Here is a 16186-nt window from a genome sequence, read left to right on the forward strand (position 1 = left end):
GACGCTCTCCAATTACCAACGTACTTCAAATTTCTTTCTTAGCCAAATAGCCAAACCATTCAAACCGATCATCATTGCTAACAATACAATAATCGCTGCTGCGGTTCTTCCTTCAAAGAAATTACGCAACTCATTACCTTGCCATAAGAAAATTTGTACAGGTAATGCTGTTGATTGATCTACTGGTGTTGTCGGAACACTTGCAACGAAAGCACTCATTCCAATTAATAATAAAGGTGCTGTTTCGCCTAATGCTTGTGCTACACCAATAATTGCACCCGTCAAAATTCCCGGTAGCGCTAAAGGCAACACGTGATGAAACACTGTTTGTACTTTAGATGCACCTAAGCCTTGCGCAGCCTGACGAATTGAAGGCGGAACAGCTTTTAAAGATGCACGTGTTGTAATAATTACTGTAGGTAAAGTCATTAAACTTAATACTAGACCACCTACTAACGGTGCAGACAGTGGTAAATGCATCCAACCGATAAAAATAGCTGCACCGAGTAAACCAAATACAATCGATGGTACAGCAGCTAGGTTATTAATATTAACTTCAACGATATCTGTTAATACACTTTTTTTCGCGAATTCTTCAAGATAAATTGCACTTGCTACACCGATAGGAATAGAAACAAAGATTACAATAAGCATCATGAATAAAGAGCCAACAAATGCACCAGCTAAACCACTGCTTGCAGGTGAGCTCCGCGAATCTGTATTGGTAAAAATCTGAAAATTGAACGTATTTTGTAAAATATCTTTTGCTTTTAACTCATCTGCAAGTGATCTTACTTCTGGGCTTAATTGCTGTTGCTCATCTGGTAAAGAGCGATCAATTTTCCCAGACAACCATACATCTACGTTCGCATCTGCAAGTAGCTTTACCTCAACTGTTTTACCAATCAAACTTGGGTCTGCAAAAACCATATCTCTTAGGCGATAGGTTTCTGAGCTTGTATAAATGCTACTAAGCTCATCCTGCTTGCTTTGGATATCTTTATGCTGTGCAACGACTGATTTGGCGATAATACCATCCCAATCGACCATGCCCATTTTTGTTTGCCAATCGACATAGCGCTCATTAAATACCGCTGGCGATTCATTGCTTTCTTTAACTGGTGGTGCACCTGCATCAATAATTTTTGGATCGAAATACACTGGTACAGTTAAACTGGTTTGCCAAAATGCAGGTAAACCTTTATATAAAATGCTACCAAATAATATAGCAACGAACATCAAACCAATACAAACTGCACTGAATCCGAAGATCTTAAACCGCTTCTCTTTTCTATGACGCTTACCCAAAGACTGCATAATCAATTTTTTTCTTTGATCACTTTGCTCTTTCACTGTAAGCGTTTCCGCAGATGTAGATGTATTCATAGTATTCATGCTCATTCGTATTGCTCGCGATATTTACGCACGATATACAGTGCAACAATATTTAAGCCCAAAGTAATTACAAATAAGGTCAGACCTAATGCAAAGGCAACCAACGCTTGAGGACTTGCGAAATCAGTATCTCCAGTCAGCTGATTTACAATCGTTACTGTCACTGTTGAAACTGCTTCCAATGGATTAATTTGAAGCAACGGGCTATTTCCTGCTGCGAGTACAACAATCATTGTCTCACCAATGGCACGAGATGCAGCCAATAAAAATGCTCCGATAATACCGGGAAGTGCTGCCGGCAGAACCACTTGGCGAATCGTTTCAGACTTTGTTGCCCCTAAACCTAAAGAGCCATCACGTAAAGTTCTTGGTACCTGAGTAATAATGTCATCCGATAATGAAGATACAAATGGAATAATCATTACACCCATGACAAAGCCTGCGGTAAGTGCACTGGTCGCATTAATATGTAAACCGACACTGTCTCCCAACATTTTAAAAAATGGCCCTACTACCATTAACGCAAAGACACCATAAACAATTGTTGGAATACCTGCCAAAATTTCAATTGTTGGTTTCGCCCATGCTCTTAAACGAGGTGATGCATACTCTGCAAGATAAATTGCAATAAATAGTCCAATTGGAATCGCGACCAAAAGCGCAATAATACTGACTAAAATAGTACCCCATAACAATGGAAGTAAACCGTAACTTCCCTCAGCATTTCCTGTCGTACTAAATCCAGGGTTCCATTCACGTCCAAAGAAAAAGGCTGATGGCTCTACAAAGTGGAAAAATCTCAATGCTTCACTCAGCATTGACATTACAATCCCGATTGTCGTTAATATTGCAACACCAGAACATAATGCCAGACTAATACTAATCATTCGTTCAACGTAATTACGTGCACGAAAACTTTTATTTATTTTTCTATTTGCAAAAACAAGACCTGCCAGTGCAATAGAAATAACCACTACAAATTGTGCGTAGTTTCCAATGCTCAATGCTTCTGCATATTGTTTTGCTATTGCAAGTTCATACGGTTGTGCTTGATCAGTTACGCCAAAACCCGATGCAATTGCTTTTACACGATCCAATAGAACAGATTTTCCTGCTGGATCGAGATGAGACAAAACATCTGCTGGTACTTGACTGAAAACCATATGACTTAACATCATTGGCTCAAACAAGCTCCATAATATAAAAATCAAGCATGATGGAATACCACACCATAAAGCAACCAATGAACCATAGTAACCAGGTCTTGAGTGCAGTACAGCCGAATTATTTCCCTGACCCGCTATATTACGACTCTTTTTCAGACCAAGCTGATAGCCTATTGCAATAAAAGCAAGTAATACACCTATAAGAAGCAGATTCATCTTCTCTCCGCTATTTATTTCTAAAATATAAAAAAAGGTGAAAGTGAGCCCCCTCACTCCACCTTTTTAAAAGCTAATTACTTAACAGACTTTCCTGCTTTAAAGTCAGCTAATATTTGAGCACGCTCAGCATCTGACATAGAAATTAAGCCTGCTTTATCAAGCTTTGAATTTTTTCCTGAGATTTTCTTATTTAGGAAAAACTCTACATACTGAGGTAATCCTTTAATTACTTTCGTATGTTCTCCTTTTACATAAAAGTAAAGTGGACGAGAGACAGGATACGTACCATCAAGTACAGTATGCTCACTCGGAGTAACATTGTTCACTGTTGCTACACGTAAACGATCTTTGTTTTGGTCATAGAAACCTAAACCGAATACACCAACTGCATTTGGAGAAGTTTTTAAACGTGCTAATGTTTCTGTGTAATCACCTGCAATTTCTACAACGCGGCCATCTTTACGGAAGTTAGAACATGCTTTTTGCTGTGCATCTTTTGGCAATCCTTTGAAATAGCTGTATGTTTCACAACCTGCTTCAACCATTTTTTCTTGGAAAACTTCACGTGTTCCATGATTAGATGCAGGAATGACCAATGTAATTGGCTCATTTGGTAAAGCAGCATCAATTTGATTCCAATGTGTATATGGGTTTGGTACTAGTTTCCCATTAGATGGCAATTGAGCAGCCAATGCAGTAAATACATGATATGGTTTTAGATGAAAGGCTGGCTTTGATGCATTCGATGCAAAAACAATACCATCGTAACCAATTTTAATTTCTTGTATTTTTTTCACACCAGCTTTATGACAAGTTTCAAGCTCTGATTCTTTAATTTTACGAGATGCATTTGCGATATCAATCGTATTGTCGCCCACACCTTGGCAGAATTGTTTTAAACCACCAGATGTACCACCAGAACCAACTACAGGTGTTTTAAATTGTGGAAAGGTGTTACCGAACTCTTCTGCTACAATACTTGCATAAGGGAGTACAGTTGAAGAACCAGCGATTTGAATTGTTTCACGTGCTGCATTTGCATTAAGTGCACATGCTGCGCTAGAAATTGCTAATGCGATTGCCGCATATTTCTTACTTAATTTCATTGTCATCTCTCAAAACCTAAAAGTGATATCGCTGGTGCTACTGAGCAATATCTTGTCGTATTCTCTTGGAATCTATTTTGGTTTCTTTAAATGACAGTTTGGTTACATCTTTATGACACTTTAATTATAATTTATAGTCTTATACAAAATTCTAATTATTTAATATTAAATCCACCTTAATCATGCACAAAATATTATCATAAAAAAAGGCCACTTACGTGACCTTTTTTACTTTATTATCAATCAATTGGTGGTGTATATGTACCTGCCACAATTTGATCTTTAATACGATTTGACTCAGATTTAATTTGATCAAGCAAGCTTTTTACATTTTCTAATGTTACAACAGGACTTAATAGCGTCATTTTTAAAGACTGTGTATCACCCACTTTTGTTACACCGACATTTGCCTCACCACGCGCAAATAATTCATCTGCAACGTTTTGATTTAAGCTATCGATAAACTCTTTTGGATATCCTGTCGGCACTAATCTAAATAGCACAGATGCAAATTGTGGTTGAACCAACAATTCTAACTCATCGTCTGCTTGAATATAATCTGCAACTTCACGAGAAAGTTTAATACCATGATCAATCATTGAACCATAGAGTGTTTCACCTAAAGCTTCAACAGTCATCCATAGTTTCAGCGCATCAAAACGACGCGTTGTTTGCAACGATTTAGAAACAAGATTAGGTACGCCATGTTCTTCATCATAGGCAGAGTTTAAATATTCTGCTTCATAGTGCATGAAACGATAGTTCGCTTCATCCTTTAATAAGAATGCGCCACAACTAATCGTTTGGAAATAATGCTTATGGAAGTCTAATGTGACAGAATCTGCAAGCTCTAATCCATCTAACCAGTGGCGATAATCATTTGAAAGAATAAGTGCACCGCCCCATGCTGCATCTACATGCATCCATGTACCATAGGCTTCAGTAATTGCACGAATTTCTTTAAGAGGGTCAATTGCACCAGCATCAGTTGTACCTGCGGTTGCAACCACACAAGCTACAATTTTCCCTTCAGACTTCAAATGGGCCATCGTCTTTTCAAGCGCTTGGGTATCCATCTGAGCATTTTCATTTACAGGAACAGTGACTACAGACTGAAAGCCCATACCCATTAATGCCATATTCTTTTGTACAGAAAAGTGTGCATTTTCAGAACAAATGACTTTGACATTCTTCATCGCGTCACTTGGAATACCATCACGCTGTACAGAATGACCATTCCAGTGAGTTGCAATACACTTATCTCGTGCAAGCAAAACGCCCATCAAGTTAGACTGTGTACCACCTGAAGTAAATACACCTGCTTGCCCTGCGCCATAACCTACTTTCTGACGTAGCCAGTCAATCAGCTGGACTTCCATCAGGGAACCCGCAGGACTTTGATCCCACGAATCCATAGATTGGTTTGTTGCATTAATTAAAACTTCTGCAACTTGGCTAACCACCATTGTTGGACAATGTAAATGTGCCAAAGAGTGAGGATGATGTACTTTTAAACTTTTGTTGAGAAAAAGTTCAATCATACGTTGCAATGCAACTTGTACACCTAAACCTTCTTTGGTTGCATTAAATGAAATTGCAGAACGCAACTCTTTAATACTGCCACCTGTATACATTTTATCATTTTGCAACCAAGCACTTACCGCTTCAGTTGCTTTTTCCATTGCCGACTCATAGTCGGCAATGGATTGTGCATCATTGCAAAGCAATGATTGACGATGTTGTGCAAAATCAACCATTGGTTAAGCACCTCTTACAGAGGTAAGAGCCTCAGCAAGTGCTTTTTTGAAGCGCTTAATCAGTTCTTCAGTTTCTTCTTGCGTAATAATAAGTGGGCAAAGTAAACGGATAACTGTTCCGTTACGTCCACCTTTTTCAAGCAAGAGTTGATTATTGAAACATGTTGCTTGGATTGCTGCAGTCAACTTAGAATCTGCAGGGAAAGATCCCATATGGTCTGCAGGTAAACGTTCATCAACGATTTCTACGCCAATCATTAATCCACGACCACGCACGTTACCAATACATGGAAACTCTTGTGCAAGCTTTTTAATTTCAGCTTGGATATAGTCGCCACGCTCTTGTGCATTTTGTGCCAAGTTTTGCTCTTTAATCACTTGTAAAGATGCAAGGCCTGTACCCATTGCCAATTGGTTACCACGGAATGTTCCCGTGTGCGCACCAGGTGACCATGCGTCAAATTTACGTTTAATACCTAATACAGCCAATGGCAAACTACCGCCAACTGCTTTTGACATCACAATAATGTCTGGTTCAATTCCTGCATGTTCAAATGCAAACATTTTACCTGAACGCGAGAAACCAGCTTGCACTTCATCGAGAATTAAAACGATACCATGCTTTTCTGTCACTTCACGGATTTTACGTAACCATTTTGTTGGTGCAACAACAACACCGCCTTCGCCCTGAATCGCTTCGAGAATAACAGCAGCAGGCTTTGTTACGCCACTTTCAACGTCTTCAATAAACTGTTCAAAGTAGTATGTTAATGCGTCTACACCCGCTTCTCCACCTAAACCAAGTGGGCAACGGTATTCGTGTGGATACGGTAGGAACTGTACACCTGGCATCATATTGCTTACGGCATTTTTTGCGCCTAAGTTACCTGTTACAGATAACGAACCATGTGTCATACCATGATAGCCGCCAGAGAAGCTCACAACAGCGCCTCTACCTGTATACGTTTTTGCAAGTTTCATTGCAGCTTCTGTCGCATCTGCGCCAGACGGGCCACAAAACTGTAAGCAGTACTCTTCTTTACCGCCTGGTAAATGAGAAAGTAAAGTTTCAGTAAATTTATCTTTTAAAGGTGTAGTCAAATCTAAAGTATGTAATGGAACACCACTTGCTAGGGTGTCTTGAATACTTTGGATCACTGCAGGATGATTATGGCCTAAAGCCAACGTTCCTGCCCCAGCTAAACAGTCAAGGTATTCTTTACCTTCAACATCCGTAACCCAACAACCTTGTGCTTTCGCTATTGCTAACGGCAATTTACGTGGATAACTACGAACATTCGATTCCATCTGACTTTGGCGAGTCAGGTAGTATTCGTTAGTAGAATTATTAGTGGCAGGATTCACAGAATTAACGCTCATATCGGATTACCATCTCTGATAAGGGTTGAAAGAAATAAGTCTGGTGACGTGTGGTCTTTTGACTCGGCGCTTTTAAGATTTCTAGTTAAGTATAAAGATATATAACTTATAACTAGGATAGGCGATGATACGCTTTTTTATATAAAAATAAAGACCCTTAAAAACTTTATTTTCATTAAATAAAACGATCATTTTTATTTACTTCTTCTCTAGTTTAAACATGAATGAGTTCAATCTTCAAATCAAAGATTTTCATTCGTCCACTGCTAAAACGAAAATTGTTCATCAAATCACAGAACAGATAAATAGAAATATTTAACCTATTGTTTATCATATGCTTTCTAGCATTTCATTTTTATTAAAACTTATCAAAAATCTTACAAACCAGCTACAAAAAAAATCGTTCTTATCTAAAAGACTCAGTAATATTTTAGATGATATACATAGGATTATTTTATGAGATTTTTAATTTTATCTGGATTACTTTGTGCTGTAACAACATCAACATTTGCTGTAGACAACGCGCCATTAAACTACGATGTGATTAATATACAAACAGATGCATCTAAAGAAGTAAATAATGATCAGATGCAAGCCGTACTTTTCATTGAAAAAAGCAGTAAACAGCCTTCAGATTTAGCAAATCAAATTACTTTAGCAATGAATAAAGCAAGTCAAATTACCAAAAACTATGCTCAGATTCAGACACAAACAGGTGGTCAAAGTACCTACCCTATTTACGACGATAATCAAAAGTTGAAAGAATGGCGTAGTCGAGCAGAAATTCAACTAAAAAGTAGTGACTTTAAGGCCATGAGTTTAGCAATTAGTGAGCTACAAACAAGTTTCCAAATTTCATCTATTCACTTTAACGTTTCAGATGCACAACGTAAAAAAGTAGAAAATGAGTTGGTATTAGAGGCATCAAAAAACTTCCAAGAACGTGCTAATGCTTTAACACAAGTTTGGAGAAAAAACACTTATCAGCTAATTAATTTAAATATAGATACCAATAATAATCAGCAGTTTGCACAGCCCATGATGTTACGTGCAAGTTTTGCAAAAGCTGCAGCAGTCAATGCAGACACTTCACAAAATTTTGATGCTGGAAATACTAAAATTACTGTAAATGCAAACGGTAGTATTCAACTTAAATAACGTGTTCAGTATGGGTCATTAAAATTCTAATGACCCAACTTCATGAGCTAAAAATTGAACTTCTGAGGATAGTTTTCTAAAGCCCCAGTTAAAGATGAAAGTAGAACAGTTTTAACTTCGATCGATATTTCAGCTTGATTCGTCATCCATGTTAATTGTTGTGTTCCCATTTTTTCATTAAACTTGGAATAAACTGCTGACGTTTCTTTTGTAGAGGGTGCATAAGCTACAACCACTTGTTCTGCAAAACAATTATGTGGTTGGCATACGTTAAATATCTGATAACTTTTATTACCAATATTGACTGTTTTTGTCGCAGATGTCGTCCCTTCTTGCTTGGTCCAACGAGGTAATGCCTTATTCAAGCTTATTTTTTTAAATTCAGCTTGCGCGACTTTATCAGATAAAAGCTGGTTTGGTTGTGCAGCATTTAGCTGTGTTACACCCATTATAGTAAATAAACCCAAAGCAATCAGATTCTTTTTTATCATTTGTATTACCCTTATATTGTTTTTCATCATTTTATTATTTCATTAAATTACGATTGAAATTTTATATTTATGTATTGTTCTTTCTCATGTCTCATAAAACATATTAATTTTTTATTCTTTTTTCTCATTCACGGTACAATATCAATATCATAAACTCTTTTTTAAAATATGAAATACTTTCACGCTCATCATATTAGCTTCACTGAAGACAGCTCATTATCAACTATAGCATTTTACGATGATGTAGATGACCCAATTGATTTCATCATTCTTAGTCAAGGTATAAACCATGAGCTTATACTCACTTTAAACGATACCGACTGTGAATTTATAAATGTAATTGAAGAAATTAAAGTGCTTCATCAGACAGCCATAGTAAAAATTAAATCTGAAGAGCAAGACAATGTAGATTACGACTATATTGAAATTGAATTTGATGAACCTACCAATGATATACGGTCATTCATTAAAAAAGTTTGCCATACCTATTGTACAGTTTCATAAAAAAGCGCAGTTTAAACTGCGCTTTTAAATACTTACTTTTTAAATGGAAAAGCATATTTTAAGATACGTCCCATTACTTGGCTAGACTGTTTAAACAAGCTTGCATTGTTATAATTTAATCCATATTTTTTACAAACGGCCTCTACTTTTGGAGCCATGGTTCTGTAACGACGTGCCGGAACATCTGGAAATAGATGATGTTCAATTTGATGACTCAAGTGACCTGTAAGAATATGGAATAATTCGGAACCCTTTAAATTAGATGATCCACGAATTTGACGCATATACCAGTGTCCTTTGCTCTCATTTTGCAATACTGTTTTTGGGAACACCTCAACATCTTTCGTAAAATGACCGCAAAAAATCACGCTAAATGTCCATACATTACGAATTCCATTGGCAACAAAATTACCAAGCAATACAGGTAACGCACTTGGGCCAGCAATCAATGGAAAGAATACATAGTCCTTAAACAATTGTTTAGCAACTTTATCCTGAACAGGCTTCCACTCATCCCACAGCTCTTTTTTTGTTTTACGTCCTACAAAGAACTTTCCTAACTCAAGATTTTGTATTGCTACACCCCATTGGAATAACATACAAAATGGAAGGCTGTATAGTGGTTGCAATAAGTGGCCTTTTTTCCATCTTTGCTCAGGGAAAAGACGAAGTAACCCATAACCAATATCGTCATCCATACCTTTAATATTGGTATAGGTATGATGTGTATAATTATGTGTTTGACGCCAGTTATCTGCCGTACCTACAATGTCCCACTCGTAATTTTGACCCATAAATTTTGGATCATTCATCCAGTCATATTGTCCATGCATGACATTATGACCAACTTCCATATTCTCAATAATCTTAGACACTCCCAGTAACCCTGCTCCTAAAACAAATGCTGGCGGAAACCATCCAGCAAATAATAGAGCACGTCCTGCGATGCCTGTATAGCGTACTGCCGAATAAACTTTTCGAATATACTTTGCGTCTTTCTCGCCTAAGTCATCTAAAACTTCTTGCTTAATCTGATCTAATTCTTGAGCCAAAGCATCTAGTTCTGCTTGTGTTAACTCACGATTTTTAGGATTTTTAAAAAATTGTGTCTTTACCTGCATATTCATGATATGGCTCTCTTTATAAATCTAAAACAAGGTCAGACTTTGCTGAATTTACACAAATTCGCAATAAACTTCCCGGCTCTGAATTTTCTGCTTGTGTTGCTACATTTTTAGTCGTACCTGTAACTTTATGGCATGCACATTTATTACAAATACCCATACGACAGCCTGAAATTGGTTTCTCATTTGCATTTTCAAGTGCATCTAAAATTGACTGCCCTTTAGGAATTTCTAACACTTTATTAGAACGCGCTAAAGTGACTTGAACCGTACCTTCTTCAGTATTTTCTATAGGAGATAAACTAAAAGCTTCACTATCAAAAAGTTTTGCATCTTGAAATATCTCTTTTGCCAATTGAACAAAACCAGATGGTCCACAAGCAAAAACAACTTTATGATCGAGGTTTTCAATCTCCTGAGCATGCTCTTCATTTAAGCGTGAAGCCGTTGATGTTTCGGACTGTGTATAAAATACATCATATTTAAAGTGAGGATATTTCTGCGACCACTCATCAAAGATATCTACAAAAGCAGCCTGATCTTCATATTTAACCCAATACAATAAATGAACTTGATAATTGGCTAACTCTCCCGATTTTGCCATTGCATATAACATGCTATACATCGGGGTAATACCACTACCTGCTGCCAGTAAAATTAACTGTTTATCATCATAATTCTGCGGCAACATATCCCCATATGGCATACCAAATTCGATAACATCACCAATTTTGGAGGTATCACAAAGCCATGTACTGACAATACCATTTGGCACTTTTTTTAATGTCAGCTTCACATGTTCATCATCTAGCTGTGTCAAGCTATATGTTCTTTCTAAACGACGACCATCAATTTCAACAATAACAGGATGATGCTGACCAGCTAAACCAAACTTCATACGTTTGCTGCAACGAATTTTCAAAGAAACCGTATCGGCAGTAATATATTCTTTTTGGCAAATTTGTCCTAACATCTGGTGTGTTGACCATAATGGATTTAATTTTTGCATCCAAAAATTTAATAAATTACTATCACAAACACTGCCAGATAAAAAATTTAAGGCTGTATTTTTTCGCTGTACTACATGCATCTAGGTCATCTCTAATTTATGACTTTTTAATTATTATACACATGTATATATATATGTATAGTATTTAATGAGCATCAAAACATTTCGTTACTCTATTCCTTATTCCATCCATATAAGGCTATAATCCAAGTAAAGATCATTTACCATGGATAGTATGGCCTCCTCATCAACAACAACTTCACATCCAATTGATGTATCGGTTACACCCATAAAAACTTCGGCACGTACAGTGGGTCGAAAAGCGACTATTACAAAAGAAGAATTATTCCAAGCAACACTTAACCTCATTGGGCCACAAAAAAGTATTGCATCTCTCAGCTTACGCGAAATTGCGCGTGAAGCAGGAATTGCACCCAATAGTTTCTATCGACACTTTAAAGATATTGATGAACTGGCCATTGAACTTATTAATCGTGCAGGTCTTGTATTACGACAGATTATTCGTGAAGCCAGATTACAAGCTACTCAGCAAGACAGTATTATCCGCTCGTCTGTCGAAATTTTTTTACAGCAACTCGATACAGATGAAGGCTATCTAAGTTTACTTTTACGTGAAGGTTACACAGGCTCCATCTCTTATAAACAAGCAGTGGAACTACAACTGAATTTTTTTCAACAAGAATTACAAGAAGATCTCATCCGCTTAGAAGACTTGCATAACAGTAAAATGGCTCATCCAGAGATTGTTGCCATTGGTATTACTCAACTGGTCTTTAATATGGGTGCAAAAGTCCTCGACCTATCGTCAAAGGAGCGTCGTAGAACAGCTGAACAAACCATGCTTATGATACGTATGATCTTAGAAGGTGCGCGTATGCTTGAACAACAACATAAGTAACTTTGCAAGCATATAAAACCAACGATTGTTTTTTATTATTTTTAAATTAAAAGCCGATAAATGATGAATCTATTCAGTGACCGCCAGTGTGTTATTGCAAGTTACATTCTTATACTTGTTGCATTAATTTGTATTATTCCCCTGCATTTACTTTCGAGTTTTTTTGCAGGATTTCTAATTTATGAAATCATTCGCTCAATGAGTGCAATTATTGATCGATACACCAAAAGCAATAAAACTAAAATTATTTCAAGTATTGTGCTTAGCGTTATCATTGTTTCTATTCTTATTTTAGGGCTAACGAGTCTAGTCAGCTTCGTATTACATGATTTACAAGGCTCTGGCCTTACAGCTTTTAGCAACCAAATCGATAAAACACTGGCCAGTATTCAACAAGAAATTGCACATTATTTACCAAGTTACATTCCTGAAGATGTTTCTGATACCAAAGATAATATTGTAGACTTTTTAAAAGACAATATTGAAACATTGCGTCATGCAGGTACTGATCTTTTACATAATATCGCAACAGGGTTAATTGGTCTTATTATAGGTATCTTGGTTTCTTTGCAAACACGCAACAAAGAAGATGAACCTGCTTTCAAAGCAGCTATGTTCGATCGTATTAGTTACTTGGCTACATCTTTTCGTAATGTAGTTTTTGCACAAATTAAGATTTCTCTTATTAATACCGTTTTATTTATTATTTTTGCTTTTGTTATTTTACCTATTTTTGGTGTTAGCCTACCATTTATTAAAACATTAACTATTCTTACATTCATTTTTGGGTTAATTCCTATTGCTGGTAATCTGATTTCCAATTCACTGATTGTAATTGCAGGATTAACCATTTCCTTACCTGTTGCAACTGCATGTTTAGTATATTTAGTTCTTATCCATAAACTAGAATATTTTATTAATGCACAAATTATTGGTACAAAAATTAATGCTAAAGCTTGGGAAGTTCTCTTAGCAATGCTTATTTTCGAAGCAATTTTTGGTATGGGTGGCCTTATTGCAGCACCAATCTTTTATGCATATTTGAAATTAGAGTTGAAAGAAGCAAAAATGATTTAATAAAAAAAGCCCTCAAATATGAGGGCTTTTTTTATTGTTCAAAACTATGCTTTTACAGTTACTAAAATTTGAATTGCTTCTGGAACTACAGAAAGATGATCAAGTAGACTCAAGCCTTCCGCTTGTAATTTCTGTAAACGTTCAATTTCATCTTGACGAATACTTGGATTAAAAGCTTTTAAATAAGTTAAACGATCAATCTCATACTGCCACTGCTTTGAATAATTTTCCTTTGCCTGTATTTTAAATGCAGGTAATTTCTCTTTAGCTAGGCCTAACGCTTGTTCATAACGCTCTTCAACTGTATCACGACGCGCTTTAACAATTTGACGGCAACTATTACCATCTAAATGCTTAAGATGTGGACGTAATATTTCAGGTGCTATTTTCCCTGATAAATCTTGCCCATTCTCACTAAGCAATACACGAATTAACTGTGTTGGCAAACTTGCAGGTAAATTCAATGCTTTTGGTGCAATCACATCAACTTTAAACCACACCTCAACCAATACAGCACCTGGTTTAATCGCATTTGATTTAAGTAGAGCGACATTCGTACTTCCAAACGATTGTGTACGAATCATTTCCATCATACTTTCAATAAATGGATGCTCTAATGTCAAATACTGTGCATCTTCACGAATTTGTGCTTGATCACGATAAAAAGTTGCCGTCATACCATCTTCTTCAAGAGTTAAACCTTGAACTTGCATTTGATCTGTCGGCTTAATAATTACTGTACCATTGCTTTGTTCATCAAAATCGATATTTGTTGATGACATAAATCTTTTTACAAACATAGGTAAAGTTGAATTATCATCATAATCATCTAAAGCCTGCACAATATTTTGTGCAACCACAGGACGGCATGAGTTATATTCAAGTAATCGATCTCGACCTTCTTGTAACTCTTGCTCTAGTGCCTGACGCTGAACCGTAACACGCGATAGAAGATCCTCAAATACTTCACCTTTATCTTCAAGTAAGCAATCTTTTAACTCTACAATAAAGTTTTCTTGTAGAGTTTGTGCTGTTGGTGAAATATGGTTAAAAATATTTAATGCTTCGTTATACCAACGGAACATTCTTTCTTGTGCAGTACCTAGCAAATAAGGCACATGAATTTGAATACGGTTTTCTTGACCAATACGGTCTAATCGTCCAATTCGTTGTTCAAGTACATCTGGATTTGCAGGTAAATCGAATAAAATTAGGTCGCTTGCAAATTGAAAATTACGTCCTTCAGAACCAATTTCTGAACACAATAAAATTTGTGCTCCGCCCTCTTCAGCAAAATATGCCGCAGCCTGATCTCGCTCTAACAGACTCATGCTTTCATGGAACATTGCCGTGCGAATGCCTGCATGTAAACGCAATGCGTTTTCTAAAGCCTCTACGACAGGACCACTTCTTGCAATTAAAAGCACCTTTTTCTGTTTAAGGTCTTTACGCAAAATATCCATAAGCCATTCAACACGTGGATCATGTTGCATCCAAGCACCGTCTATCTGTGCCTCTTCTGGCCACATTTGCTCACGTAATTTACCATCTTTCGACCAGTTTTGTGGTGCAGGCAACGGTGCAGGCTGACAATCTCGACCAGGAAAGCCTTGAATTGCTTCACGTGTATTTCTAAATAAAATACGCCCTGTACCATGACGATCAAGTAACTCTTGAATGGCTTGATAACGCTGATCTTCTTGATCTTGTATGCGATGACCCAAAAGTTTTTCTAAAACTTGTAAATGGTCTTCAGTCAGAGGTGTATCAGACATTAATACTTCTGCAATTTTCGCAGTATGTTGATACTTCTCTTCTTCATCTAAAAAGCGATCTAAACTACTAAAACGCTGAGGATCTAATAAGCGTAAGCGTGCAAAATGGCTTTCAACACCCAATTGTTCAGGTGTTGCAGTCAGTAAAAGTACACCAGCAGTTTGTTCAGCAAATTCATCTACAAGATCGTAACGATCGTTACCACCCTCTTCTTCATTCCACATTAAGTGGTGTGCTTCATCGACTACAAGTAGGTCGAATCCTGCTTCTAATGCCTGTTCACGTAAATCTTCGTGATCTACCATTAAATCAACACTTGCAATAATACATTGCTCAGTTTGGAATGGATTAAGCTCAGGATCATGCTCACGAATAGCAGCAGTACGTGTCAAATCAAAAATAGAGAAATTCAAGTTGAAACGACGACGCATTTCAATCATCCACTGATATTGTAATGAATCAGGGACAAGAATAAGTATACGTTCAGCACGTGCTGTTTTAAGTTGCTGGTGAATAATTAAACCCGCTTCAATGGTTTTTCCTAAACCCACTTCATCGGCTAACAAAACACGTGGAGCAAAACGCTTACCTACTTCATGCGCAATATAAAGTTGATGTGGAATTAATCCAACACGTGCACCAATCAAACCACGCAATGGGTTGGTTTTCATGTTGGCTTCCATCTGCAAAGCTTCTATACGTAAGTCGTACCAAGACTTTGCATCAACCTGACTTGCGAGTAGTCGATCTAAAGGTTTTGAAAGCTGAATATGTGCACCTAAGCGAGTTTCGTTTAACGTCTTTTTTTCAATCTCGCCATTTTCAAGAGTACGTACAGCATGATAACGAATTACCCCAAAACGCTCTTCAGCAGATTCCACCGTCCATGTCAGACCTTCTTGATCATGTAACTCATCTTTTACATTAAAAATAATACGAGATAATGGCGCATTTGTTTTTGCATAAACACGTGTTTCATCACTTTTAGGAAACAAAATGCTTACAGAACGCTCATCTACATCAATAACAACACCCAATCCAAGTTCTGTTTCTGTATCGGATAACCAACGCTGACCAATAGCGAACTGTTGCAATTTTCTCACCT

At 36.9% G+C, this 16186-nt stretch carries 13 protein-coding genes; 4 read left to right on the forward strand and 9 right to left on the reverse strand.

Annotated elements, in window-relative coordinates; all coding sequences use genetic code 11:
• Positions 1–12: 12 nt before the first annotated feature.
• The 5 genes from pstA to OZX61_RS07940 all read right to left on the reverse strand — a co-directional run bounded on the left by pstA (position 13) and on the right by OZX61_RS07940 (position 7023).
• Positions 13–1395 carry a phosphate ABC transporter permease PstA gene (gene pstA, locus OZX61_RS07920; RefSeq protein WP_195771335.1) on the reverse strand — a complete coding sequence of 461 codons (1383 nt, stop codon included), beginning with the start codon at positions 1393–1395 and terminating at the stop codon, positions 13–15.
• Positions 1396–1397: 2 nt separating this feature from the next.
• Positions 1398–2777: a phosphate ABC transporter permease subunit PstC gene (gene pstC, locus OZX61_RS07925; protein WP_195771336.1), complete on the reverse strand. Its 1380-nt coding sequence runs from the start codon at positions 2775–2777 to the stop codon at positions 1398–1400.
• A gap of 77 nt (positions 2778–2854) precedes the next feature.
• Positions 2855–3886: a substrate-binding domain-containing protein gene (locus OZX61_RS07930; RefSeq protein WP_195771337.1), complete on the reverse strand. Its 1032-nt coding sequence runs from the start codon at positions 3884–3886 to the stop codon at positions 2855–2857.
• 239 nt (positions 3887–4125) lie between these two features.
• A complete protein-coding gene (locus tag OZX61_RS07935; RefSeq protein WP_277094468.1) occupies positions 4126–5643 on the reverse strand; it encodes an aspartate aminotransferase family protein in 1518 nt (505 codons plus the stop codon).
• 3 nt (positions 5644–5646) lie between these two features.
• On the reverse strand, positions 5647–7023 hold the full coding sequence (locus OZX61_RS07940) for a diaminobutyrate--2-oxoglutarate transaminase (RefSeq protein ID WP_277094469.1): 1377 nt from the start codon (positions 7021–7023) through the stop codon (positions 5647–5649).
• Positions 7024–7479: 456 nt separating this feature from the next.
• On the opposite strand from OZX61_RS07940, the gene OZX61_RS07945 reads away from it, so the two are divergent.
• On the forward strand, positions 7480–8181 hold the full coding sequence (locus OZX61_RS07945) for an SIMPL domain-containing protein (RefSeq protein WP_277094470.1): 702 nt from the start codon (positions 7480–7482) through the stop codon (positions 8179–8181).
• A 47-nt stretch (positions 8182–8228) separates the two neighbouring features.
• Here the strand turns inward: OZX61_RS07945 and OZX61_RS07950 are convergent, their stop codons facing one another.
• Positions 8229–8672 (reverse strand): Ivy family c-type lysozyme inhibitor, encoded by a 444-nt coding sequence (locus OZX61_RS07950; RefSeq protein ID WP_277094471.1) that lies wholly within the window; start codon positions 8670–8672, stop codon positions 8229–8231.
• A gap of 168 nt (positions 8673–8840) precedes the next feature.
• Here OZX61_RS07950 and OZX61_RS07955 point away from each other — a divergent pair, with 168 nt between their 5' ends.
• Positions 8841–9176 (forward strand): hypothetical protein, encoded by a 336-nt coding sequence (locus OZX61_RS07955; protein WP_277094472.1) that lies wholly within the window; start codon positions 8841–8843, stop codon positions 9174–9176.
• A 32-nt stretch (positions 9177–9208) separates the two neighbouring features.
• Here OZX61_RS07955 and OZX61_RS07960 read toward each other — a convergent pair whose 3' ends face one another.
• Both OZX61_RS07960 and OZX61_RS07965 read right to left on the reverse strand, forming a co-directional pair.
• Positions 9209–10303, reverse strand: a complete 1095-nt coding sequence (locus OZX61_RS07960; RefSeq protein WP_195771343.1) for an acyl-CoA desaturase — start codon at positions 10301–10303, stop codon at positions 9209–9211.
• Positions 10304–10316: 13 nt separating this feature from the next.
• The gene (locus OZX61_RS07965) at positions 10317–11390 is read right to left on the reverse strand and encodes an iron-sulfur cluster-binding domain-containing protein (RefSeq protein WP_277094473.1); all 1074 of its coding nucleotides are present in this window, start codon (positions 11388–11390) and stop codon (positions 10317–10319) included.
• Between the two features lie 154 nt (positions 11391–11544).
• Here OZX61_RS07965 and fabR point away from each other — a divergent pair, with 154 nt between their 5' ends.
• Together fabR and OZX61_RS07975 are read left to right on the forward strand one after the other, a co-directional pair.
• Positions 11545–12228: an HTH-type transcriptional repressor FabR gene (gene fabR, locus OZX61_RS07970; RefSeq protein ID WP_228284744.1), complete on the forward strand. Its 684-nt coding sequence runs from the start codon at positions 11545–11547 to the stop codon at positions 12226–12228.
• Between the two features lie 63 nt (positions 12229–12291).
• Entirely contained in the window at positions 12292–13305 is a 1014-nt protein-coding gene (locus OZX61_RS07975; RefSeq protein WP_195771360.1) for an AI-2E family transporter, read from the forward strand.
• A gap of 44 nt (positions 13306–13349) precedes the next feature.
• On the opposite strand, the gene rapA is transcribed toward OZX61_RS07975, so the two are convergent.
• On the reverse strand, positions 13350–16184 hold the full coding sequence (rapA, locus tag OZX61_RS07980) for an RNA polymerase-associated protein RapA (RefSeq protein WP_277095641.1): 2835 nt from the start codon (positions 16182–16184) through the stop codon (positions 13350–13352).
• Positions 16185–16186: the final 2 nt, after the last annotated feature.

The sequence above is a fragment of the Acinetobacter sp. ESL0695 genome (genome assembly GCF_029392135.1).
GTDB classification, from domain to species: domain Bacteria; phylum Pseudomonadota; class Gammaproteobacteria; order Pseudomonadales; family Moraxellaceae; genus Acinetobacter; species Acinetobacter pollinis.